The 25181-nt window shown below is 47.9% G+C and carries 23 protein-coding genes; 18 read left to right on the top strand and 5 right to left on the bottom strand.

What is annotated here, in order from left to right; genetic code table 11:
* Positions 1–29: 29 nt before the first annotated feature.
* From PQG83_RS05465 to PQG83_RS05545, 17 genes are all read left to right on the top strand, one after another.
* Positions 30–1169 carry an MFS transporter gene (locus PQG83_RS05465; protein ID WP_312747628.1) on the top strand — a complete coding sequence of 380 codons (1140 nt, stop codon included), beginning with the start codon at positions 30–32 and terminating at the stop codon, positions 1167–1169.
* Positions 1170–1209: 40 nt separating this feature from the next.
* Entirely contained in the window at positions 1210–2439 is a 1230-nt protein-coding gene (locus PQG83_RS05470) for a bifunctional 3,4-dihydroxy-2-butanone-4-phosphate synthase/GTP cyclohydrolase II (protein WP_312747630.1), read from the top strand.
* A gap of 108 nt (positions 2440–2547) precedes the next feature.
* Complete coding sequence (gene ribH / locus PQG83_RS05475) at positions 2548–3057, top strand: 6,7-dimethyl-8-ribityllumazine synthase (protein WP_312747632.1); 510 nt, start codon at positions 2548–2550, stop codon at positions 3055–3057.
* Complete coding sequence (gene nusB, locus PQG83_RS05480; RefSeq protein WP_312747634.1) at positions 3054–3581, top strand: transcription antitermination factor NusB; 528 nt, start codon at positions 3054–3056, stop codon at positions 3579–3581. Before ribH ends, nusB begins: the two co-directional genes overlap by 4 nt.
* 12 nt (positions 3582–3593) lie before the next feature.
* Positions 3594–4967, top strand: a complete 1374-nt coding sequence (gene purB, locus PQG83_RS05485; protein WP_312747635.1) for an adenylosuccinate lyase — start codon at positions 3594–3596, stop codon at positions 4965–4967.
* Positions 4960–5664 (top strand): phosphoribosylaminoimidazolesuccinocarboxamide synthase, encoded by a 705-nt coding sequence (gene purC / locus PQG83_RS05490; RefSeq protein ID WP_312747636.1) that lies wholly within the window; start codon positions 4960–4962, stop codon positions 5662–5664. Before purB ends, purC begins: the two co-directional genes overlap by 8 nt.
* A gap of 115 nt (positions 5665–5779) precedes the next feature.
* Positions 5780–6025: a phosphoribosylformylglycinamidine synthase subunit PurS gene (purS, locus tag PQG83_RS05495; RefSeq protein ID WP_312747637.1), complete on the top strand. Its 246-nt coding sequence runs from the start codon at positions 5780–5782 to the stop codon at positions 6023–6025.
* Positions 6026–6116: 91 nt separating this feature from the next.
* Positions 6117–6830 (top strand): phosphoribosylformylglycinamidine synthase subunit PurQ, encoded by a 714-nt coding sequence (purQ, locus tag PQG83_RS05500; RefSeq protein ID WP_312747639.1) that lies wholly within the window; start codon positions 6117–6119, stop codon positions 6828–6830.
* 67 nt (positions 6831–6897) lie between these two features.
* Positions 6898–7104 (top strand): DUF433 domain-containing protein, encoded by a 207-nt coding sequence (locus tag PQG83_RS05505; RefSeq protein WP_312747641.1) that lies wholly within the window; start codon positions 6898–6900, stop codon positions 7102–7104.
* A 209-nt stretch (positions 7105–7313) separates the two neighbouring features.
* Positions 7314–9587, top strand: a complete 2274-nt coding sequence (gene purL / locus PQG83_RS05510; RefSeq protein ID WP_312747643.1) for a phosphoribosylformylglycinamidine synthase subunit PurL — start codon at positions 7314–7316, stop codon at positions 9585–9587.
* Positions 9588–9684: 97 nt separating this feature from the next.
* Complete coding sequence (gene purF / locus PQG83_RS05515; protein ID WP_312747644.1) at positions 9685–11121, top strand: amidophosphoribosyltransferase; 1437 nt, start codon at positions 9685–9687, stop codon at positions 11119–11121.
* A gap of 112 nt (positions 11122–11233) precedes the next feature.
* On the top strand, positions 11234–11788 hold the full coding sequence (locus tag PQG83_RS05520) for a peroxiredoxin family protein (RefSeq protein WP_312747645.1): 555 nt from the start codon (positions 11234–11236) through the stop codon (positions 11786–11788).
* Between the two features lie 50 nt (positions 11789–11838).
* Positions 11839–12078 carry a hypothetical protein gene (locus PQG83_RS05525; RefSeq protein WP_312641374.1) on the top strand — a complete coding sequence of 80 codons (240 nt, stop codon included), beginning with the start codon at positions 11839–11841 and terminating at the stop codon, positions 12076–12078.
* Positions 12075–12674, top strand: a complete 600-nt coding sequence (locus PQG83_RS05530) for an MBL fold metallo-hydrolase (RefSeq protein ID WP_312747646.1) — start codon at positions 12075–12077, stop codon at positions 12672–12674. Before PQG83_RS05525 ends, PQG83_RS05530 begins: the two co-directional genes overlap by 4 nt.
* Before the next feature lie 63 nt (positions 12675–12737).
* Positions 12738–13541 (top strand): tetratricopeptide repeat protein, encoded by an 804-nt coding sequence (locus PQG83_RS05535; RefSeq protein ID WP_312747648.1) that lies wholly within the window; start codon positions 12738–12740, stop codon positions 13539–13541.
* Positions 13534–13974, top strand: coding sequence for a hypothetical protein (locus PQG83_RS05540; RefSeq protein ID WP_312747650.1), 441 nt, complete (start codon positions 13534–13536; stop codon positions 13972–13974). Before PQG83_RS05535 ends, PQG83_RS05540 begins: the two co-directional genes overlap by 8 nt.
* A 52-nt stretch (positions 13975–14026) precedes the next feature.
* Positions 14027–15052, top strand: a complete 1026-nt coding sequence (locus PQG83_RS05545; RefSeq protein WP_312747651.1) for a class I SAM-dependent methyltransferase — start codon at positions 14027–14029, stop codon at positions 15050–15052.
* A 101-nt stretch (positions 15053–15153) separates the two neighbouring features.
* Here the strand turns inward: PQG83_RS05545 and PQG83_RS05550 are convergent, their stop codons facing one another.
* Both PQG83_RS05550 and PQG83_RS05555 read right to left on the bottom strand, forming a co-directional pair.
* Positions 15154–17334, bottom strand: a complete 2181-nt coding sequence (locus PQG83_RS05550) for an ATP-binding protein (RefSeq protein ID WP_312747653.1) — start codon at positions 17332–17334, stop codon at positions 15154–15156.
* A gap of 252 nt (positions 17335–17586) precedes the next feature.
* Entirely contained in the window at positions 17587–19878 is a 2292-nt protein-coding gene (locus tag PQG83_RS05555) for a methyltransferase domain-containing protein (RefSeq protein ID WP_312747654.1), read from the bottom strand.
* 499 nt (positions 19879–20377) lie between these two features.
* Here PQG83_RS05555 and fusA point away from each other — a divergent pair, with 499 nt between their 5' ends.
* A complete protein-coding gene (gene fusA / locus PQG83_RS05560; RefSeq protein ID WP_312747656.1) occupies positions 20378–22480 on the top strand; it encodes an elongation factor G in 2103 nt (700 codons plus the stop codon).
* 29 nt (positions 22481–22509) lie between these two features.
* On the opposite strand, the gene PQG83_RS05565 is transcribed toward fusA, so the two are convergent.
* The 3 genes from PQG83_RS05565 to pgsA are packed head-to-tail and all read right to left on the bottom strand — an operon-like array spanning position 22510 to position 25161.
* Positions 22510–23883 carry a trypsin-like peptidase domain-containing protein gene (locus tag PQG83_RS05565; RefSeq protein WP_312747658.1) on the bottom strand — a complete coding sequence of 458 codons (1374 nt, stop codon included), beginning with the start codon at positions 23881–23883 and terminating at the stop codon, positions 22510–22512.
* A gap of 42 nt (positions 23884–23925) precedes the next feature.
* Complete coding sequence (gene plsY, locus PQG83_RS05570) at positions 23926–24522, bottom strand: glycerol-3-phosphate 1-O-acyltransferase PlsY (RefSeq protein WP_312747660.1); 597 nt, start codon at positions 24520–24522, stop codon at positions 23926–23928.
* Positions 24523–24543: 21 nt separating this feature from the next.
* On the bottom strand, positions 24544–25161 hold the full coding sequence (gene pgsA / locus PQG83_RS05575) for a CDP-diacylglycerol--glycerol-3-phosphate 3-phosphatidyltransferase (protein WP_312747662.1): 618 nt from the start codon (positions 25159–25161) through the stop codon (positions 24544–24546).
* Positions 25162–25181 lie beyond the last annotated feature (20 nt).

Consider the following 25181-nt stretch of genomic DNA (forward strand, 5'->3'; position numbering starts at 1 on the left):
GTGCGTGGCTCCACTTTGAAATAAGTTTTATGGTGTGGCTTCTTATTGGCGCCATGGGTATTGCCATATCTGAAGAATTTTCTCTTACGGCTTCTCAAAAGGGCCTACTAATCGGCTTCCCATTGCTTGGTGGCGCATTGCTTCGAATTATCGTGGGGCCGTTAGGAGACCGATTCGGGGCTAAAATTGTGGGATTGGGCATTCTGGGCATGGAGGGCATCGGGTTACTGTTGGGATGGTTAGGTGGAACCACTTTCGAGTCTATGCTGGGAATTGGGCTCTTTTTAGGATTTGCGGGAGCCAGCTTTGCAATTGCTCTGCCTTTGGCTAGCCAAGCCTATCCTGCAGCCCATCAGGGGTTGGCCATGGGTGTCGTGGCGATTGGAAATAGTGGTGTGCTGTTGGCTGCGTTTATGGCCCCACGCCTTGCGGAAGGGGTTGGATGGCATCAGGTTTTCGGCATCATGCTCCTACCTGTTATGGGGACAGCCCTCCTGTTTTTCTGGTTGGTTCAATCAGCTCCCGTAAGGAATAAAACCGATCCCTCAAAAAATGACAGTATTGGAATTTTTTTGCGAAAAGGGGTTCAGGATCCAGTCATGTACTGGTTATGTTTTTTGTATGGTGTGACCTTCGGAGGATTTGTAGGGCTTTCAAGTTATCTCCCGATTTTTCTTCACGATCAATTTCACGTCGGCATGGTAAAGGCTGGAACATTGACCGCACTTGTCGCTCTAGCGGGAAGTGTGGTCCGTCCTCTGGGAGGATTTCTTGCGGATCGCCACGGGGGCATCGCCTTATTGCAAGGGCTCTATCTTATAATAGCCGCTCTATGCCTGATATCGGGGAATCTTGATAGTTTTGTTTTGAGCTATGCCATGATTCTCCTAATTATGCTTTGCTTCGGATTTGGAAATGGAGCCATTTTCCAGGTTGTTTCCTCTCGATTCAAATCCGTAATGGGTACGGCTTCCGGTTTTGTTGGTGCGGCAGGAGGTCTTGGAGGATTTCTCTTACCCTACGGGTTTGGATGGTTAAAGGAACTAACCGGAACCTTTTCTTCAGGATTTTTCACCCTGGGCATGGTTTCAGGATTGGCAGGCATTAGTGTTATGATGTTTCAGCGTTCGACTCGGTTAACCAAACACAAATCCATTCCAGAAATTTAACGAACTTGCCTGAAATGTTTTCCCGTCAAGGGAGTCACCCATGAAAAAAGTAACGGCCCCAATACACAAACCTCAATTTCACACCATTGCCGAAACTTTACAGGATATTCAAGCTGGCAAATGCATCATTCTTGTTGACGATGAGGATCGCGAAAATGAGGGCGATTTGGTCATGGCAGCTGAAAAGGTCACGCCGGAACATATTAATTTCATGGCAAAATACGGCCGAGGATTAATTTGTCTCGCACTCACCCCCGATCGAGTTGAGGAGTTAAAACTTCCCCCACAGGCGAATGAAAATACCGCACCTTATGGCACAGCCTTTACCGTTTCAATTGATGCCGCCAAGAATATTACCACTGGGATCTCCGCTGCTGATCGAGCCACCACGATTCAGTTGGCCGTGGATCCAAAAGCCAAGCCAACCGATTTTGCCAGACCTGGGCACATCTTTCCTTTAAAAGCCAATAAAGGCGGAGTGTTGCGCCGTGCCGGACAAACCGAAGGGTCTGTCGATCTTGCCCGGCTGGCCGGGCTGTATCCCGCGGCAGTGATCTGCGAAATTATGAATGATGATGGCACGATGGCCAGGGTTCCTCACTTAATGAAATTTGCAAAGCACCATGGCCTGAAAATCATCACCATTAAAGACCTGATTCAATATCGATTGCATCGGGAAACGTTTGTGAAGCAAGTTGCCACCGCAAACCTTCCCACACAGTTCGGTCATTTTCAGTCTGTCGTTTTTGAAAACGAACTTGATGCCGGAACACACATCGCCTTGGTAAAAGGGGAGATTGATGAACTTCCAACGTTGGTGCGAGTCCATTCAGGCTGTTTGACAGCCGATGTCTTTGGGTCATTGCGCTGTGATTGTCGGGAGCAACTCCATCGAGCAATGGAAATAATTGAACGGGAAGGCAAAGGGGTTTTGCTGTACTTAAACCAGGAGGGACGGGGAATCGGGCTCACCAATAAAATACGGGCCTACCACCTTCAGGACAATGGCAGTGATACAGTCGAAGCCAATTTACAATTGGGGTTTAAGGCTGATTTGCGGGATTACGGAATTGGCGCCCAAATTTTAGTTAACTTAGGTCTTAAAAAAATCAGACTCATCACCAACAATCCAAGGAAAATTGTGGGAATCGAAGGGTATGGGTTGGAAGTGGTGGAACGAGTGTCCATTGAGATTACTCCCCAGGAGTCAAATGTGCACTACTTGCGCACGAAAAAGGCCAAATTAGGCCACCTCTTGAATAATGTGTAGTGGGGACTTGCGGTTCTTTCTGGCAAGTGGTACACACTCAATCGCGGGTCCCGACTCTCTTGATTTTTGTAATGAGAGAGTGAGTCTCCAAGGAATTACTTAACCAACATGGCAAACCAGGAGCGTGGTGACGAGGCAGACTGTCAGGTTGCGATCGTGGTCAGTACTTTTAACGAAGTTGTGACCAGCCGCTTATTGGTTGCAGCTGAATCCACCTTGACCCAATTAGGAACCCCACCAGACCACAGACAGGTCATTCGGGTTCCTGGAGCGTTTGAGATTCCCCTAATTGCAAAGACACTGGCCCAATCTCATCGATTTGATGCCGTTATCTGTTTAGGGGCAGTGATCCGCGGAGAAACTCCTCATTTCGAATATATTTGTGCCGAGACAAGTCGCGGGATCGGCCAAGCAGCTCTGGAAACTGGCATTCCAATTATTTTCGGAGTGCTGACTACTGATACGGTTGATCAGGCAATGGAACGTTCTGGGTCACCTGAACGAAATAAAGGGGCTGATGCAGCACGTACGGCTCTTGAAATGGCCGTCTTAATGAAACGTTTGAGTAAAACCAGCATCCGTCAGTCTGGCTTTTTAAGGGAATCCACAACATCATGACCATGACTGTTCCATCCGATACACCGCAAGCCAATCAAGCTCATGGACGGCCATCTCGCCGCCTGGCCCGCCAGCTTGCGTTGCAAATGCTTTTCCAGCATGAATTTCAGGATCAGAATCCTACCTGGCAAGAAAAGTTTTGGGCAAGTCAATCGGCTTCCCCGGAAGTCCAAACATTTACTTCTAACCTCTTTCTTGGTGTCATCACGAATCAGTCCGAAATTGACCGGATCATTCGTGATTTTGCCATCGACTGGTCTTTGCAGCGGATGCCGGTCGTGGATAGGAATATCCTCAGATTCTCCATTTACGAATTATTATGGGAGCCCGATATTCCGGCCATGGTCACCATCAATGAAGCGGTTGAATTGGCTAAATTATTTGCAGATGATGAGGCCAGACGATTCGTGAATGGCCTATTAGACCATGTGCTCCGGGCTGAACCAAGGCTTGCCATCAAGCGAGGCCAGATTCAACAAAAAAGTCCTGCGCCGAAATTCTCTGATCCGTCACCTACCGCCTAATTGCCCTTTCCCATGATTGACCGCTACACGTTACCCCGTATGGGGGCCGTTTGGACTCAGACCCACAAATATGAGTTGTGGTTGCAGGTTGAACTTGCCGTGTGCGAAGCCATGGAACAGATGGGTCATGTCCCTTATGGCGTGGCAGCCCGCATTCGAAAAAAAGTCACGATAAATCCTTTACGAATCGCGGCGATCGAACAAGTTACAAAGCATGATGTCATTGCCTTTCTGGAATCGGTGTCCGAGCAGGCAGGGAAAGACAGTCGATTTCTCCATGTTGGGCTCACCTCCTCGGACATTGTCGACACATCCCTTTCGTTGCAATTAGCGGAAGCAGCCCAATTGATTCGTGAGGATGTCGGGAGATTGCTCAGTGTCTTGCGGGATTTAGCCTTTGCGCATCAAGATACTCTAATGGTGGGGCGTTCGCATGGGATCCATGGAGAGCCCATTTCCTTCGGATGGAAGGTGGCCATTTGGTATCAGGAGTTTCAAAGGCAGGAACTCCGCCTAAAAGCGGCAATCGCCGACATTGCTGTTGGCAAGCTTTCAGGGGCCATGGGAACATTTGCCCATCTTTCTCCCTCGATAGAAAAAACGGTATGTCAACGGTTAGGATTGAAGCCAGCGCCTATCTCAAATCAGGTGCTTCAGCGGGACCGGCACGCGGCCTTCCTCTCGGCGTTGGCCCTAATAGCGGCCAGCATTGAAAAGGTGGCGACGGAAATACGTCATTTGCAACGAACGGAAGTCTTGGAAGCCGAAGAGTACTTTGAGCCTGGCCAAAAAGGATCGTCTGCCATGCCGCATAAACGAAACCCGATCAGCTCGGAAAATTTATGCGGTCTTGCTCGAGTGGTTCGCAGTAACAGTCTGGCTGCCCTGGAAAATGTCGCCTTGTGGCATGAGCGAGACATTAGCCATTCATCTGCGGAGCGGATCATCCTTCCCGATAGCACGATTCTGATCGATTACATGTTGGTCCGTGTAACCAACATGTTATCCAAGCTAGTGGTCTATCCCGAACGAATGATGGCCACTCTCAATCAAACCGGTGGCCTCATCTATTCGCAACGGCTACTACTGGCGCTGGTGGATAAAGGTGCGATCAGAAAAGACGCCTATGAACATGTACAGCAACATGCTATGGCTGCCTGGAAGGGAGAGGGGAGTTTTCAAACCCTTATTGAGCAGGATCCTTTTATTGCCAAACATCTTAGTACAAAACAAATTGCGACATGTTTTAATCCCAAAACCTACTTGCGCCATCAACAGCAGATTTTCACGCGCGTGTTTGGAAGACAAGTTCGACGAAAGAGCTCAACACCAACCCGGCTTACTCCTTCAAAGAAAACTTCAAAAAAGAGGAAATACATTGACTAAAGGAAATTTGCTCTACGAAGGAAAAGCCAAAAGGATTTTTCTGACCGAGAAGGACGACGAGCTCATTCAGTACTTCAAGGACGATGCCACCGCCTTTAACGCCGAAAAACGTGGGACGATTCTGGAAAAAGGCGTTGTCAATAATGCGATTTCCGCAAAACTGTTCCAACATCTTGCCGACGCCGGAATTCCCAGTCATTTCATTCAGCAAATCAATGACCGGGAGATGTTGACGCGTCGGGTAAAAATTATTCCGGTTGAAGTGGTGGTGCGTAATCGAGCCACCGGCAGCATTGTCAAACGTTTAGGTTTAGAAGAAGGCTTGTTTATTGATCCTCCCTTAGTCGAGTTCTTCTATAAGGATGATTCACTGGGCGATCCTCTTATTTCTGAAGACCATATTCGATTGTTGAAATTGGCCACCACCGGGCAAATCGAGGAACTCCGCCAACAGGCTCTCAAAATCAACGAAGTGCTCAAACCTTTTTTTCAGAAAAAGGGCATGTTTCTAGTGGATTTTAAGTTAGAATTTGGATTATGGAATGGTCAGATTATCTTGGCAGATGAAATTTCTCCGGACACATGCCGTTTTTGGGATATCCAAACCGGAGAACGCATGGATAAGGATCGTTTCCGAAAAGATTTGGGCCGGATTGAGGAAACCTATCAAGAAGTTCTCAAGCGGGTTTGCGGATAATTCACGAAGTAGGGAGCCTTGCGTGCATGCTTTGCCACCGACTATCTTGGTGACGGATCTGTCTATTTCATAAATCGTTTATTCACCGGGTGTCTGTCACTCCTTCCGGAAAATTATGAAAGCCAAAATTTACATCACACTCAAAAACGGAATTCTTGATCCCCAGGGTCGAGCTATTCAGCAATCTCTTCAAACCCTTGGTTTTGAATCAGTTGGAGAGGTCCGAATTGGAAAATTTATCGAGGTTGATCTTTGTGAAACAGACGCGACGTCCGGTGAAACTACCATCAAAGCGATGTGCGAAAAACTTCTTGCCAATACGGTCATTGAAGAATATCAATACGAGATACTTGAGGCATAATGGTCTCTCCATTGCTCCTCCTGATTACATGCGGTCTTTTCTTTCCTGATAGCTCTTACCTCAGTATGAATGTCCACGAGCAGAGAACCATATGAACATCGGCATCATTGTCTTTCCCGGATCCAATTGTGATCGTGATTGTGCGCATGTTCTTTCGGAGGTGATGGGACAAACGGCTCAGTTTATCTGGCATCAAGAGAGATCCGTCAAGGGCATGGATGCCATCATTCTGCCAGGGGGGTTTTCTTATGGTGACTATCTGCGCACGGGTGCCATAGCCAGATTTTCTCCCATCATGGAGGCCGTGGTTGAGTTTGCCGGGCGGGGAGGAATGGTCCTGGGCATCTGTAATGGATTTCAAATGCTTTTAGAGCTTGGAATATTACCCGGTGCCATGTTGCGTAACAGGGATCTTTCCTTTATTTGTGAAGACCATTATATACGGGTAGAAAACGCGAATACTCCATTTACCAATCACTGTGAACCCGGACAGATTCTGAAGCTCCCGATTGCCCATGCTGAAGGAAATTATTATACCAACCCGGTGACCTTGTCCGCCTTGCAGGCCAATGCGCAAATCGTCTTTCGATATTGTGATCGCGAAGGCAAAGTGACTTCTCAAACCAATCCCAATGGGTCGCTGGATAACATTGCGGGAATCCGCAATGCCGCCGGGAACGTCCTTGGTCTGATGCCTCATCCAGAGCGAAGCGCAGAACACCTGCTCAATAATGAGGATGGAATATATATTTTTCGATCCATGGTTTCAGCGTTGGAAACACACAAAACACCTCAACCGGCATAGATTGGATGCCGTTATCCGCCCTTCCCTTTCGGTCAAGGCCACTATGGAAGTTTTTCCCGGAATTACAATGACTCCAGACATCTGCCACGGGAAACCATGTGTGGCAGGCACTGCCGTTGATGTGGCTACCGTGGTCGGGACCCTTGGGATCGGAAAATCATTTCATGAGGTTCAAGAAGCATTGAATTTGACATATGAACAAGTGCTCACGGCGTTGCGCTATGCTTCCTATGTCACGGATCATTTGCCCCTTCGTCTCCCTTCAGGTCATTAAGCCACAGGACAGTATGCCGGTGTTTATGCTAAATTCCCTTTTATGGAAATAAAGACCCTTCTGACCTTCCAATGTGCATTTCTTGAGCATTAAGGAAACCAACCTCGTGGGTTTGTTCCGAAATTCTTTGTGACATATTCGGTTTTTCACCTCTTTTATTTCCCTTGTGCTAATTGGGAAAGATTTTCATTCAAAATGAGTTGTTTGCCATGACCCAGGAATCAAAAGCCTTGCCGCAGGGACCTCTTACATCACAAATTATTGAACAGCATGGTCTGTCCGAGGATGAATATCAGCAAATCCTCAAACATCTTGGTCGCGAGCCGAATCTCACTGAGTTGGGTATCTTTTCTGTGATGTGGAGTGAACACTGCAGTTACAAGAGTTCACGCATTCATTTAAAACGATTTCCGACCGAAGGTGAGCGAGTGGTTCAAGGGCCGGGAGAAAATGCCGGTGCTGTGGATATTGGAGGGGGACTTGCGGCAGTGTTCAAGATGGAATCGCACAATCACCCGTCATATATTGAGCCGTTTCAAGGGGCGGCAACAGGTGTCGGTGGAATTCTACGCGATATTTTTACCATGGGAGCACGCCCGATCGCGTTATTGAATTCTTTGCGATTCGGTGAATTGGACCTTCCCAAAAATCAGCATATTCTTAAAGGAGTCGTTTCTGGAATTTCTTCCTATGGGAACTGTATGGGAGTGCCAACGGTAGGGGGGGAAATTACGTTTAACGATATTTATTCAAAAAATCCATTAGTGAATGTCTTTTGTCTGGGTATTGTGAAAAAAGATCGTCTCCTGCGTGGCTTAGCTAAAGGTGCCGGAAATCAAGTGCTCTATATTGGTGCCAAAACAGGACGAGACGGGATTCATGGCGCCACCATGGCCTCTGACAGTTTTGACGATGCATCTGACAAGAAGCGTCCGAATGTACAAGTCGGTGATCCCTTTTTAGAGAAGCTATTACTTGAAGCGTGCCTTGAATTTTTAGAACAGGACCTCTTAGTTGGGATTCAGGACATGGGGGCGGCCGGGCTGACCAGCTCCTCCTGCGAAATGGCCTCACGCGCCGGAACCGGTATTGACATGGATTTGGCTAAGGTGCCTCGCCGTGAAGCGCACATGACTCCTTATGAAATATTACTATCAGAATCCCAGGAAAGGATGCTCCTGGTGGCTCAACCTGGCAAGGAAGAGTCAGTGCTCGCAATCTGCCGAAAATGGGGAATTGATGCGGCCGTAGTCGGGCAGGTGACAGATGATGGATTCCTACGAATTAGGGAGGGCAACCAGATTGTGGCGGAAATACCTGCGCATGCTCTCGCTGAAGAAGGTCCACGCTATGAACGGCCTGCTTCGCCGCCTCCTTATCAAGAATTTTTGCAATCCTTAAATATTGATACTCTTCCAGATGTCAAAAATCCTGCCGAGGTGTTATTGAAATTATTAGCTTCACCCACTATCGCGAGCAAACGTTGGGTCTTTCGGCAATACGATCATATGGTGGGAACCAATACCGTGGTCTGTCCCGGTTCCGACTCCGCCGTGGTTCGCATTAAAGGGACCACGAAAGCCTTGGCCATGACGACGGATGGCAATAGTCGATACTGCCTGCTGAATCCCTACCTGGGAGGAGGATTAGCCGTGGCTGAAGCCGCGAGAAATTTGGTCTGTGCGGGTGCTCAACCGATCGGAGTGACCGACTGCCTAAATTTCGGCAACCCGGAGCGTCCTGACGTTATGTGGCAATTCATCATGGCGGTCGAAGGGATCGCCGATGCCTGTCGAACATTCCAAATTCCTGTAGTCAGTGGAAACGTGAGCTTTTATAACGAGACGAATGGCCTGTCCATTTACCCGACACCGATTTTGGGAATGGTGGGACTTATTGAGCGCCAGGAAGACATTACCACTCAATGGTTCAAACAAGCAGGCGATCATATTTTCTTGTTGGGAGAGACGAAAGAAGACTTAGGCGGGACGGAATATCTCAAGGTCATTCATTCTCGCGAACAAGGCAATCCCCCTTGGTTGGATGTGGATCGAGAAAAAGCTCTCTATTCCTTCCTACTCACCTTAATCCAAAAGGGGCTTGTGCAATCAGCGCATGATTGCTCAGAAGGCGGGTTACTCGTGACATTAGCCGAATGCTGTCTGACCAATCCTTCCGCCCTCTTCGGAGCAACTGTTATACTAAAGCAGGAACGTTTGCGTCTCGATGCCTTACTTTTTGGAGAAAGTCCTTCACGGGTTGTCGTCTCGGTTAAAACGGAGCATGTCACGCAGGTAATGGAACTGGTTCAAGGGTCAGACGTGCCATGCACCGAATTAGGCCGAGTCACTCAAGGAAATATGGACATTACTGTTCGCGGAGTTCATGACCAGCCAGTGTGTCAGATAAGCCTGCCCCTTTCTGAAATGGCAGACCAATGGCACCATGCTCTTGCACGACAACTTGGAGCCGAAGCATCGTGAGCAGGGTTGTTGGTTATTCCTTAAAATTGAATTGGTCAGTTTTTATGACCGCTCAAGATCATCTGGCCTGTTTGAGGACACCATGAGAAAGTTGCCGATGGTACCGTCTATGCCTTCCCCGGACGGGTTTCATGAAGAATGTGCTGTCTTTGGAATTGCGGGATCGAAAGAAGCTGCGAATCTGACGTACCTGGGCCTCTATGCCCTACAACATCGGGGGCAGGAAGGCTCTGGTATTGTGTCCTCCGATGGAGAGCAATTCTTCCAAAAAAAAGGCCTGGGTCTCGTTGCTGATATTTATTCAAAAAAAACGTTACGCGAACTTCCGGGAACAAAGGCGATCGGGCATAACCGATACTCTACGGCAGGCAGTGGACAGTTGCAAAACGTTCAGCCCTTGTCCGTTAACTTTGCGTTTGGCAATTTGGCGTTGGCCCACAATGGAAATTTAGTGAATGCGGGGGTGCTTCGAGGTGAACTCGAGGCCTATGGGGCTATTTTTCAATCGGACTCCGATAGCGAGGTCATCATTCACCTGATTGCTCACTCCAAGGGAGATACGATTGTGAATCGGGTGATCGACGCATTAAGTCTGGTGCGAGGGGCATTTTCCTTGGTGTTGTTAACGGATGATCAATTAATCGCCGCCCGGGATCCGTTTGGATTTCGCCCGCTGTGTTTAGGGCGGTATAAAGGCAGTTGGGTCGTGGCATCCGAGACGTGCGCCTTCGATCTGATGGATGCCAAGTTCGTCCGTGAAGTTGAACCGGGCGAAATTATTGTCATTCAGGGTACCGAATTGACCTCCTATCATCCGTTTCTCGAACGTTCGCGCGCTCAGTGTGTATTTGAATACGTGTATTTTGCGAGACCGGATTCAAAAATTTTTGGTCCGAATGCGGTGTATCCGGTTCGTAAAGCCTTTGGGCGTCAACTGGCTAAGGAGTGTCCAGCGGACGCAGACATGGTTATTCCTGTTCCGGATTCCGGGGTTCCTGCGGCTTTGGGCTATGCCGAAGGGATGGGGTTACCGTTTGAGATCGGGCTGACCCGAAATCACTATGTGGGACGGACCTTCATTGAGCCGCAACAAGCCATTCGCCATTTTGGCGTAAAGTTGAAACTGAATCCGGTGCCGGACGTCCTGGAAGGGAAACGGATTGTGGTTGTGGATGATTCCCTGGTTCGGGGCACCACCAGTCGGAAAATTGTCAAAATGCTTCGACAGGCGGGTGCTCGGGAAATTCATCTGCGCATCAGTTCTCCACCAGTCATTGCCCCATGTTATTATGGCATTGATACGCCGACACAAAAAGAACTCATAGGGTCAAATCTCACCATTGAAGAAATTCGTCGTTATGTGACGGCTGATAGTTTGGGGTACCTTAGTTTAGAAGGTATGTTGGCAATGGCTCCGGGCTTTTCCCATCATTATTGCAATGCCTGTTTTACGGATAACTATCCCATCATGTTGACCAAAGCCGAGCAACTGCAACTCGGATTATTCGAACCGGATCACCTCTCTCGCTCTTAAATGTCTTTCCGCTTTGTTGCCGCCCCAAAAATTCGTGTGGTAGGCTTTTAAGGGATTGAAGGTTGAATCTCTGGTTACCAACCGTAGGAGGCACCATGAACAGGAGGAGCCTATGAAAAGGAATATTCTTCAGGCATTGTTAGTAGTCATTTTAATACTGGGCACCGGTTTTATCGTACAAGCGGGAAGCTTCTTTAAAGTCGGGGAGTCCGCTCCTAATTTTTCATTGACAAGTCTTGATGGCCAACCTCTCTCCCTTGACCAGTTTAAGGGTAAGGTGGTGGTTCTGGGACTCTTTCATATTTGCGAGCCGTGTTTAATTCAGAGCACCAATCTCCAGAGGGTACATGATGCCACCAAAGACAAGCCTGTAGCGGTGATCGGCGTTAATTCATCTGGCGATTCTCTGGCAGATGTCAGGGAATTCCTACAGGGATTTCCGTTGAAGATTACGTATCCCTATCTTCTAGACCCCGAAAAGAAAACAGATAAACTCTATGGCGGGGGAAAATTTATTCCCAATGTGTATGTCATTGATCAAAATGGCCTTATTCGTTGGCAGCGTGTTGGGAATTTCTTTACTGACGGCACATTAGCCGGGCATGAAGCGATTCTTCAGGAAGTGGAAAAATTGTTGGAGTCACCGCCTGCTTCCTCGACCATGTAGGTCGATGACTCCTTTTACACATACTTGCTTGACCCGAATGTTAGGGCACTATGGACGAACTAGAAGACGGAAAACAAAAATTTCTTGAAATCGTGAAATCTCTTGATGCGGGCGTTGAGGTCGTTATTCCCACCACTCCTTCGCGTAGTCTTTTACTCATTTCCCTTACTAAAGGCTCCAATCGTAAATTTATTACGGTCCATGAGGATGACATGTTGGATCTTCCAGAAGAACCAGGCGTTCAGGCCAAAACCACAGCCCTTCTCCAAGAAACACTGGAAACTTTATGAAAACCATTCTGCCTAATATTTCTGAATGGTCCTGGTTCTCTGAGGAAAAACAGCTTAATTTTAACGGCCATTTATTGGCCGTGGGGGAACATCGAATATTAGTCGACCCACCTCCCATGAATGCCAGTGATATGGCCATCACGCAACGGGGAGGGAATCTAGATTATATTATCTTGACCAATCGAGACCATGAACGGGAAGCGGCCAATTTCCGGAAAATTTTTACCTGTCAGGTGATGGCGCCGGAATTAGATGCCAAGGAGATGACCCTTCCCGTTGATAAAACCTTCAAAGATGGAGAATTGCTTCCAGGGGGAATTTGGGTTGTTCAACTTTCGCATCAAAAATCTCCAGGAGAAAGTGCGTTATTTTTGCAGCAGGGGCAAGGGGTACTTATTGTCGGAGATGGGGTTATTGGAGATCCTCCAGGTTCACTCCGGCTTCTGCCGCCGGAAAAATATGTTGATATCGTTCAAGCCCGCGACAGTCTTCGTCGATTATTAAAGTATACCTTTGATAGCCTCCTGGTGGGAGATGGAACATCCCTGCTAACCGGAGCCAAGCCTGCACTTGAACAATTATTGAAAAATGAATGAATCGAAAACCTCATAATGTTCTGGAAGATTTTTCATCCGCACTGTGACCACACGTGAGTACCTATGGCCTGGTCTCAATCCGCCAATCTCAACTCTTTAGGCAATCGCCACTTTTCCAAAGGCTTTTATACAGAGGCTTTTCAATGTTATGCGCAGGCTTTGGAAGTTGATCGTCAAAATGGAGACCAACGGTCGTTGGCCACCACACTTGGCAATTTGGGTAACATTTGCGCCGTGAGTGGTCGTCGGGAACAAGCCAGATCCTATTATAGTGAGGTGTTAGAGCTTCAAAAAATTCTGGGTGATGAACGGGGAATTAGTACGACTTTAGCCAATTTGGGTAACCTTTCGGCCGATGCCGGCGAATGGGAACGTGCCCGGGCGTATTATCTAGAAGCTTTGGATTTAATGAATCATTTGTCCGACTATGCCGGAAAGGCGGTTTTACTCTCTGATTTGGGATTAGTCGCGAGGGAAACGGGCAAGGAAGAGGATGCGCTCGCCTATTATCAGGAATCCTTGATCTTAATGCGCCGGGTCGGGAATGAAGCTGGACAATCCGATGTCTTTCGGATGATGGCACGGTTGTATTTAAGTCAACGACGATTTGAGGAAGCGCAATCCTGTACCTTGACCAGCCTGGATGTTGCCAGACGGTTGAAAGATGAACTGCGAATGGGCGGTGCCTGGTATGTTCTTGCCAGTTGCCATGAAGCCCAAGGTCAGTGGAGCCAAGCCGTGCACTACTTACAAAAAGTTGTACGCATAGATCAAAAATATCAACTGCCAAAACTCGATGAAAATACCCAGCGGCTACGGGCTTTAGAATCCCAGCTGAGCGCCAGAGCGGGAACAACGCATGAGTGAGTCTTGCACCCCTTCAACTCTATGGCCTGATGCCAGAAGCTATCTTGTGGATGAAATTCACGGGTGGATGGATATCGATGCCATGGAAGCCTTAACCCTTCCCTTACCGGACGAGGACTGGTTGCTTGAAATCACCGCCGACGGCAAGCTGGTGTGCATGGCAGGATACGATCTGGAGGATATGAAAAGCATGTTGTCGGATGGGACACCAGAAGATTTAGGAACCGACGAACTTGCCAAGCAAGCCAAATTTTACCTACAACAAACTGTTTCCAAATACCGGTCAAAACTCATGCGTCTCGGTTTCACCGAACGAATTGAGATGAATGAATCGCATGTTGCCGCTTACTATGAGCGCCCGGTCGACTTCGGAAACCTTGCTGACCTCCATCAACAAATCAAGACCTGCCTGACATGGTTCTCAACTCGCTAACTACTTATCCGATTCCCACATCGAGACACTCACGCAGATTAGCTCAATCATCGTGAAACCGATCCCAAGCTCTATTACATCCTTCAAGCAATTTCGAGAGGCCATCTATGCCTTTCGAGTGCCAAGAATTATTTTTTCGGCATTAGATCTGAATTTATTTACAAAGATGGAAACTCGGGATTGGACGATTCCGGAATTAGCCAAACGGATACGGGTGAGCCAACGTGGACTCGCAATCTTGTGCCGGAATCTTGCCAGTGTAGGATTATTGGTCAAATCACAATCAGGATACCGTCTTGCTCCGTTTTCCAAACGCTACCTCCAGGAATCCAGCACGGACTTTCAGGGAGACTATCTGGTGCTCATGCAGCGCCAATGGAGCGAATGGTCTCATTTAACGGAAGTGATTCGTGCCGGTCAGCCACTGGACAGCCAGAAACCGGAAACCATGGAATATCGACGATCGTTTTCCTGGGCCATGCATCACCGGTCGATTCAACCGGCTAGGGAGGTGGCCCAACAAATTTCTTTGAAGGCGGATCGTACTCTACTGGATTTAGGCGGTGGCCCTGGTACCTATGCTCTGGCCTTTTTAGCGAAGAATCCAACACTTCACGCTACAGTGATGGATAGGCCCGCCGCTCTGGATGTCGCGCGTACGCTGGCGGAACAGTCTTCTGTGGGAACCCGCTTGACCTATCAAGCCGGTGATTTTTTAACAGCACGCATTTCAGGAACGTATGATGTTGTCTGGTATTCCAATGTGCTCCATATCTATTCTCCTACAGACAACCTGAAAATTTTCAAAAAAATTAAACGAATCCTCAATCCTGGTGGACGGCTGCTCATCCAAGATATCTTTTTGCAGGATGCAAATGACCTTCAACCCCTTGAAGCCAATCTCTTTGCCGTCTCCATGTTGCTCTATACCCAGCGGGGCAATACCTATTCCGTGCGAGAGGTTCGAGAATGGCTTCAAAGAACTGGACTCACTCGTTCCCGGGTTCTTCATCTGAAAAAGGGAACCGGCGATTGGGAGGGTCAATTGGTGGAAGGACGCCTTCCGCGTTCTGGATAACCATTCTGTAGGACTATTTACATCCTAATTCCTTATGCCCCATCAAGCGTGAATCTGTCTTGATTCAGAATCTTTCCCTTTCGTGGTTTTATAGGGGTGTTTCAATCAAAATTGGGGAGTTCGGCCTTTGGGGACACACTCGGAGCTGAAGAAACTGATGTGGGTGCTGGAGAATTGGGGAGATTTACAAGAAACGTGGTTCCCCCTCCTTTCACACTTTGGACCTCAATACTTCCCCGATGTTCTTGAATGATTTGATGGGCAATGGCCAATCCCAAACCTGTTCCCTCATGTTCCTGACTCAAGTGCTTTGTGGTGAAAAAAGGATCAAAAATATGCTCGATGTCTTCCGGATTGATTCCTTTTCCAGTATCGTGTATGTCCACCTGCACCCAACCCTGAGCCACACCTGAACCAATCTTTCGAGTCCGCACTGTTAACACCCCACCCTCCGGGAGCATGGCTTCCACGGCATTAAACAACAGATTGAGGAACACCTGCTTCAATTGCTGCCGATCGGCAAATACCTTTGGCAACCCATGAGCCAAATCGGTTTCGACGACAATTAATTCATGAGAGGGTCGAATTCTGAGGGTATACAGACAGGATTCCACAATATCATTGAGATCTTCTTCCTTGAGAAACGGTTCCATCGGTTTGGCATAATCCAAGATCTCTCGAGTGAGCCGCTCAATTCGAAACACATCTTCTTTGACGACCTTACTGAATCGAACCAGAAACTGTTCATCATCCTTTCGTTCAGGTGCCAGATCCACGAAGGCTTTAATCGAGGTCAAGGGATTCCTAATTTCGTGAGCCAATCCGCCGGCCATGGTCTCCAGAGAACGAAGGCGATCCGTTCGACGAACTAACGATTGGGAGCGCTTGAGCTCTTCATAGAGCAAGGCATTGTCTAACGCCACGGACGCTTCTTGGGATAAGGTTGTTAATAAATCCAAATCCTGGGTCGTATACCCACCGCCACTTTTCGTATTAGGTCCAAACACACAAAAACCTAGGAGCCGGGTTTTGTTAACCAAGGGCAAACAAACTTCTGTTCCAATACGGGCGAGCTGCGCGATGACGGCTTCAGAGTCTGAGTTGATAGTAGAGAGTTCCAATTCATGGATGACAAAACAGGACGTGCCTTGTCTCCACATTTCTAGCAACGTAGGCGTTTTATGCAAATAGAGGACTGGAAGATCTGTGGTGGATTTTCCAAAGCTGGATACCGGTCGATAATCCTGACTGCTGGAACTTCGTAAATATAATACTCCCCATTGCAATCCTAATGTGGGACAAATGGATTCCACGATGGTGGCCGTCAAATCTTTTAATTCCAATATGGAGAGGAGGGACTTAGAGAAATGTACCACCGTTTCATGTCGATTATATCGTTCCTTGAACAGTGATTTCGTGATTAATATTTTTGCTTCCCGCTTCAAGGAGGACGCTCCAAGCACTAAGATGAGCAATACGGTGAGTTCAACAAAAGAATAGGCGATATTAATTTGCCCAAAATACAGACTCTGGCCAAGGAGGAGGATCGGATAGGCAGGGAAAGCCACGAGTGCTAACAAGAGGCCTCCCGTGATGCTGCGTTCAACAGCCGTTCCGAGATCCATGAGTCTGTATCGTAAGAGCGTATAGGCGACGACCGACGTATAGACCGTCAGTAGGATTGTGCCGTTTGGTGGGATTTCAATTCCATACCAGAGCGGAAAAGTCGTCATCCCCCCTAAGTATGCAATGACTGATCCGATAGTGAGAAGGAAAAATCGTGAACGTTCAGGACCGGTTCTGGTCCGGGCTCCCCGATAAAGTAACCACGTTCCATAAATCGTCGATAGGCCAAACCCCAGGAGATAGACATGAAAAAAGGGGCCGGGTTGCGGCCAAAATGGAAAATCACCGACCTGATGGACATCAGCCACGAAATAGGTGGTAAAATTCGCGCCGAAATAAATAAGACTAGCGCCCCATCCAAGACGAATAACCCATCTGTGGGCTTCCACATCATCCAATAAGGTCAGGACGTGCCACAGATAGGCTGGCGGAAGAAAAATGGCTCCGGCCATTAACAATCGAACAAAGAGTAGGGCAAGATCGTGAGTGGAAGAAAGGTGCCATGCGCAATACCCATATCCCCAAATGGCGGCAGCTAAACAATACAGGGCATAGGCTTGATGCTTGGAGCTGTGAGGATTTTTGGCATAGACAATAAGGCCGGAGGCTGTGGCGGCCAGACCATTCAGGAGTCCGCTGAAGGCGTAAAAATTCACGTGAGAAACAAGGACAGATGAGAGATTACCCTAGATTATGGCTCTGACATCTTTGAAGGCCTATTGGACAATAAATACAGGCAGAAGTCAAAAGAGGTAAGTTCAGGAATGTCCGCGGGGGATATCTCCTCTTATGCTTCCCTGAACGAGACTCTTTTGTACAATCAAAGGTCGTCATTGTCATACTGAGGTCTTATCCACGCCATGCGGTTCTCCTGAAAAATATTTATAGATAGATAGATAGAGGCCATCCTATGCCACTTGCTTCAGAATCCCTGGCAGCTGGTTTCGGGTAGAGCATGGTTCTGCATTTTGGATGGGCTTTTGCGCTTGTGTGCAGACAATTGGTTTGTCTAAAACAACGAGGTACGCTTGTCCTGCAAAAGTTGAAAAAATACCAGCATTCGTACAGCCCAAGGTGGCGACGATCGATTCCCATTGGGTTTGATCATAAAAACAAAATTGCCCTTCTTTTTCGGCCTGTCGGATTTTTCCGTAATTATTCAAAAGATCCCGTGCTTCCTCTCGTTGTTGTGGGAGAGCCGCACTACTGACCAGACTCTGGTAGATGCCGGAAAAGTCACCATTTGGTTTTAAATTGGAAATAACGATTCGTCCCCCTGGAGCGAGAACACGATACAGTTCTCGTAAGGTAGCGCCTGGATCCTGGACATATCCAATTACCAGATTAGAAACAATCCGGTCGAATCGGTTGTCGGGAAAGGGGAGCGGCTGCCCTAAATCTACGTGCGCCCATGCCTTCGTGACGAAGGGTGTCGGAGAGGTTATGCCATGTTGCCATTTCGTGGTGGTGGCAAGCATCGCGTTGTTAGCCCGTTTCAACGCGTCAGGAACGACATCAATCCCCACATATTGAATGGACTTTTCTAGGAACGGGATCCCATTCAAAATGGTAGAGGAAAGCTTATCCAAAAAATATAACCCGGCATTACCATTTCCACAGCCGGCATCCAGAAACCGTTGGCCAGGAGTGATGGGGCCTAAGGCATGAAACACATGATCAAGGAGTTTCACATAATCCCGGCATTGGGCCACCGACTGGAAGTGGCCCAGGTAATCCTGCCAAAAGCCTGCGCCGACGTCGGTCTCAGCCTGTTGTTGTTGCGCAAATTTTTCTTGTCGATTTTGGCGTCCCAAAGCTAATCGATTGGGAGTATGGATCACATCCGGATCTGCTTTCTGATTCACTTGCTTATGGCATTGTGCAATGAGTCGTCGATAGGTTTCACGGGCTCTTTTGGGGTTTTCTTGTAGACGATGCAATGCATCTGGTACCACCATCCAATGCTCAAGACGTCGATCCAATGCATTTCGAAACGCTTGAAGATCCTCGGGAGCAACCCAGGCATCCTTCTCAGCGGAAACCAGTATGACAGGGGAGGTTAAGGATTTCGCATCAATCAGCGTGTGCTCAATCGTGACGAATTTGTTGGCAATGGCATCACCCAAAAATTGATTGCCTACATTGAAGCCCAAAAAATTTGCCGAGGCAGGACACTGCTTATCCCCATAGGCTGCAAAGAGATCTTCCTGATGAACCGTGGCTGCAGACCGCTGGACATTGACAATGCTCATGAGCATGATCAAGAGGGATAATGATGGACATTCAGCCTCGGCTTTAAGAGCGACTCGCGAGGCTAAGCTGGAAGCCACACCGATTATGGCTGAGTGCGGCCAAGTGGCCCTCGCATAACGGGTCACAGTTTGAAAATCATTTTTCATTGATGAAAGGGATACCTGATAGTGCAGTCCGTCACTCTCGCCGACATGATTGGTGTGGTCATAGCGCACGACATGAAATCCATTGCTGGCAAAGTAATACGCCAAGGTCAAATAATCCCGTTTGGTTTCCCCATACCCCGGGGCAATAACGACGACCGGTTCTTCTGTTGAATTTCCCTCAGTCGGTTGGTCATGGTAAGCGCTAATCCGCTGCCCATTGTCTTTTTTAATGGTGAGACGACTGCTGGATATGCCCGTTTTTTGAAGAATAAGAGACCCATCCTTCGGTTCTTTTTCTTCCTTCTCACGAAAAGACACACCTGGTGTTGAGTCGGAGAGTTCGTGATTATGAATATTCCAGGACGAATTGAACGAATTCTTTAAAGCATGTCCATGCACCATGAGGCTCTCTCCTTGAGGGAGCAGAACTTTCATACCTGACGAAAAGAAACCAATGGCATCATTCTCTGTGGGGCAGTCTAAAAGAATGTCAGTTGTCCCTTCCCAAGCGGTCTGACCTGGTTCCACCTGTATATCTTTAATCATTCCATGAAATTTTTTGAAGAGATGATCTTGACCTGAAATGTCATATTTCAATTCAATGATCTGCGAGAGTTCTATGGGAGGGAATCCGGTCAAACGCAATTGCAGATTGTCTCCGTGCCATCCAACAAGATACCCTTCCCAAACCCCTCCCAGACAATGCAAAGAGAAGGGAAGGGGCGAGAGGTGACGGATGCCGGAAGGATCACCAGGAACCAACTCCTGAGTGACCTGCTTCGATCCAGCAAATTGATTCATTGAATTTATACCTGCCAACTCTGGTGTCAATGTGCTCATGCGATCCCCCACAGAAATTTAAGTGTTAATACCTACTTTTTAGCGCAAGACGTTCCCTGGACCTCAAGAGATCCCGATGTCTGCATCAGCCTGTACTAGAAGAGGGTGAGAGATGAAACGACTTACATCGTTTCGTTCATTGATACCGGTGTATGGGCCACCATGGAATTGGCATCAATTTTTACTCTCTTGGATAGGACACTAGAGCAACCTGAGTGCCAGAATTTTCGAACAAAATGCTCGAATCCATTTTCAAGAGAAAATCTCAGAATTTACTGGGAAAATTTTGCCTGAATATTTTTTCACCGCGAATCACCGTGCAGGTTTTTTGAAGTCTTATCTGTCGGTCCACTGACGATAAAATCAAAAGAGCGTTGATCTCCTGACAGGCCATTATTCTTTTTCATTGACACTCCTTCCTCTCCTACCTAAAATTCAAGGAAATTGAGAGGAGGTTCGCATGCCACACGAATCGGCCCCATCCATCCGTAACGTGGTCATTTGTTCCTACCCGGGGGCAGGAAAGACCACCCTCTGTGAAGCACTGGCCTTTTCCACGGGAGTCATCCCGACCATGGGGTCCATTCCTCAGGGAAACACCATTGGTGATTTTGAACCTGAAGAGGTCCACAGGCACCATTCCATTAGTTCGACCATCTGCCAGTTCGAATGGCAGGGCACAAAAATCAATCTTATAGATACACCGGGAATGAGCGATTATGCCTTTGAGGTGCAATCCGCTCTCAGGGCGGTGGATGGCGTGGTGCTTGTTGTGGGGGCCAGTACAGGGCTACGGTCAGAAATCGAACGAGTCTGGGACCTCATTCAAGAACACGAACTTCCCTGTCTCCTGTTTATCAATGAACTGGATAAAGAACGAACGGACTATCGCTCGATTTTGGCAGAGTGTGAAAAAACATTGGGATTCACCGGAGTCCCAATCACCATTCCCGTTGGAGAAGCATCCACACTGACCGGGGTCATTGATCTCATTTCGAGGAGTGTCATAACTCCGGCTTCCGGCACGTCCAAAACCCACAACACGGAGATAGCTCCGGAACACCAATCCATGGCGAATGAATTCCGGCGTCGAGCTATGGAACAGGTGGCAGAAACGAATGATCAATTGGTGGAAAAATATCTCTCCCAAGGTGAGATCTCAAATGAAGATATACAGGATGGATTGACGCTCGGCACATTAGAGGGGAAGCTTGTTCCGGTATTGTGCGGATCTGCTATTCGCAACATTGGAACCACAACCCTGTTCGATGCGATACAACGATATCTCCCGTCTCCCTCCGATCGTTCCAGTCTCCATCCCAATATTGGCCTGCAACCTCAGACGCATGACGAAGGTCAACGAAAATCTGATCCACAAGATCCATTTTCAGCTTTCGTCTTTAAAACCACCATCGATCCATTTATGGGGCGTCTATCATTTGTGCGAGTGCTGTCAGGGACCCTACATGCAGATTCAGGATTTTATAATGCCTCCCGGCAAACCAAGGAGAAGGGTGGACATCTTTTTTTCTCCGTGGGCAAGAAGCATCACCAGGTTAATCAGGTCTCCGCCGGAGATATTGTGGCCATCGGTAAATTAAAGGATACTCAAACAGGCGACACCATTTGCGATGAACGACATTCCATTATATTCCCAGGCCTGAAAATAGCGCGGCCGGTCATGTCGTATGCCTTGGAGGTAAAAAGCAAGAATGAAATTGACAAGGTCAGCTTAGGTCTACATAAGTTAGTTGAAGAAGACCCCTCTCTCGAGTTTCTTAGGAATGAAGAGACAAAAGAAATGCTATTAAGTGGAGTAGGGCAGAGCCACATCGATGCCACTTTAGACAAACTGAGACGCAAGTATGGTGTAGAAGTGGACTTGCACATGCCGAAAATCCCCTATAAAGAGACGATCCATCGTATGGCCCAGGCTCAAGGAAAATACAAAAAACAAACCGGTGGGCATGGACAATATGGAGATTGTTGGCTACAAATAGAGCCCCTTCCCCGAGGGGCCGGATTTGAATTTCACAACAAAATTGTGGGTGGCGTCATCCCACGGAATTTCATCCCCGCAGTGGAAAAGGGCGTGATCGAAGCCCTGCAACATGGGATTGTTGCCGGGTTTCCCATCGTGGATATTCGCGTGGCTGTCTATGATGGATCTCATCATCCCGTCGATTCTTCGGAGTTGGCCTTTAAAGTGGCCGGATCAATGGCCCTCAAGCATGCACTGGAGGCCGCTCAAAGCACGATTCTTGAACCCATTATGTCCGTCGATGTGCTCGTCCCGGATGATTTGGTGGGAACCGTGATTGGAGATCTTAACTCGCGCCGTGGGCGCATACAGGGAATGGCGACGAAGGGGCACAATCAAATTGTGAAGGCCTTTGTGCCGCTAGCGGAAATGCTGAAGTATGCTCCCTCCCTGACGTCCATGACGGCTGGGAAGGGTAGTTATGTGATGGAATTTTCAGGTTACGAGGAGGTACCCAAGGATTGCCTTAATCGTATTGTGGAAGAGCATAAAAAGGAAAAGGAAGCCGTTTCGTCCCATTAACCCCCCTCTTACTCATAGTAGGGGAGGCTTTAAGGCAGCGTTTTGATCACAATGAAAAAGGCTCTTGTTTTTCGAATAATTCGAAGTAGAATGGTCTGACCCGGCTTCACTTTGGCGACTTCCTCGGAAAATTGGGTAACGGTCCGGACCGTTTTCCGATTAACCTCGTTAATCAAATCTCCTTCCTGAATCCCCTCAGAGTTCGCGAGACCGCCTGGTTCAACTTTTGTCACAAGCACGCCCACGGTCTCTTCTAATTCAAATTGCTCAGCGAGTGCAGCGGTGAGCCCCTGGACATCAAGCCCTAAGGTGACCTCTGATTTTTCCAAGGGGAGTGAGGCCAGCGTGGATTTTTCCTGCCTTTCCACTATCGGCACCAAGTAGGTCAACTCTTTTCCGTCCCGTAACACAAGAATTTTGGCATTTTCACCAGGTCCAACTCGCGCAACAAGTCTCGACAGTTGGTTGGGCGAATCAACCGAGCTGTTGTCTACCGACACAATGATATCCCCTGGTTTAATCCCAGCCACATGGGCGGGATCGTGTTCATACACTTCGTTGACGAGAACCCCATGGCCTTCCTTAATCCCAAATTGTTCGGCAAGTTCTTTCGTGAGAGATTGAATCCCGACACCAAGCCACCCACGAACCACTCGCCCCTGGGACACCAGTTGATCAACCACCCGCGAAACCATATCGGCGGGAATGGAAAATCCTATGCCTTGCGCCATATGGATTATGGCGGTATTGATCCCGATCACCTCACCTCGAAGGTTAAAGAGCGGCCCTCCTGAATTCCCTGGATTGATTGCGGCATCCGTTTGAATGAAATTTTCATAGCGGGATAAATTAAGTCGTTCCCTTCCAATCCCACTGATTACTCCTAAGGTCACGGTGCGGTCTAACCCCATCGGATTTCCGACAGCCAATACCCATTGACCCACCTTCAAGGCATTGGAGTCCCCAAAATGAGCGACTGGAAATTTCCGGTCAGATTCAATTTTGAGGACCGCTATATCGGTTTCTTTATCACGTCCAATCACCCGGGCAATCATGTTGGACTTATCGGATAGCCGGATATCTGCTTCCCTGGCGTCTTCCCCAACTACATGATTGTTAGTGACGATAATGCCATCCTCCCGCACGATAACACCTGAGCCACTCCCTTGAGAAAATGGCGCCCGTCGCTGAAACCCTTGTCCCTGAGCAATCTCACGAATCGGTGTAATATTAACTACCGTAGGGGTCACCCGTTCAGCCAGACTGGTGATGGCCTGTTCGATATCGCCCAGAAGCTCTAGCCCTCTAAGTTCTTTGGCTGTTTGACTGACCGCGGGTGACGGATAAATACACAAAAGAAGGCAACATAATGTAAATATGGGTGAAAAAATACCTAAATTCATCCTAAACCTTATATTTCATAGCGTCGGATAATAAATATTATGTTAAATAGAGAAAAGTCTCATTTTGCTTTCGGTCCCCTGAATAAGACGGAGAATGTTTTCTTTGTGGCAGAAAAAAATGACGGCAGTCACTCCAACAGCAAAAAAGGAGAAATAGTAGTCGAAAGTCAGGAAATAGGCCAAGAATGGAAACACACTAAAAGCCAGTAGAGCGCCACCTGAGGAATATCCAAATACCAAAACCGCTCCTAACCACACACCAACAAGAAGCCATCCAATCAGCGGATGTATTCCAATAATGGCTCCTAAGGCCGTGGCGACTCCTTTCCCCCCCTTAAATCCTAAAAATAGAGAAAATACATGACCAAGAAGGACTGTAAAGCCTATGATAAGAATCCAGAGCCAAGGAAACCCGACGAAGCCAGCGATAACGGTCGCAACCGTTCCTTTCCCTAAATCCCCAATTAGAGTTAATATTCCTACTTTTTTACCTGATACTCTCAGAACATTGGTAAAACCGATGTTCTGGCTTCCCTGTGTGCGCGGATCATCTGCTCCGAAAATGCGAGAAACAACTAAGCCAAACGGGATAGATCCTAAGAGATAAGCGCTGACCACTCCTAATAAATATATATCCATTCCGAGCGACTGTGAGCACTCCTACCAATATTGCGGACTGATTTTCTTAAAGATTTGCATGAGATATCGCCAGCCGGAAAATAAAGAGAAAAACAAGGCAATATACAACAGTCCGGTTCCAATAGTAGCCATGGCCCCCTCACTTTGAGCCCAAACCCCTTGAAGAATAAGGCACAGAATCCCTCCGATTTGCCCGATGACTTTGAATTTCCCAAGAGAGTCCGCTGGAACCACAAATCCCTCTTTCGCTGCCACCACCCTGGCTCCGGTCACAATCATTTCGCGTGCAATCATCACAATAGCCAACCACACCGCAACACGCTGGAATTGCACAAGAAGAATAAGTCCGGAGGCCACCAAGAGTTTATCGGCAACCGGGTCCAGCAATTTCCCTAAATTGGTTATCTGACCGCTTTTTCTGGCCAAATATCCGTCAAGAAAATCCGTAAAAGCCGCACAAGCAAACACCAGGGCGGCTGCCAGGGCCCGGTCAGGACTAGATTCAGAGAATAACCAGACAAAAACAGGAATTAACAGGATGCGCAAGAGAGTAAGAGAATTTGGAAGATTGAGATAGACTTCTCCCATAATTACATCATTTTGTTCAGACTTTTCTTTTACCACTTCAGATTGATTCATGAAGATTCAAATATTTCTTT

Origin of the sequence: Candidatus Nitrospira neomarina (assembly GCF_032051675.1) — a bacterium.
Taxonomy (GTDB): domain Bacteria; phylum Nitrospirota; class Nitrospiria; order Nitrospirales; family UBA8639; genus Nitrospira_E; species Nitrospira_E neomarina.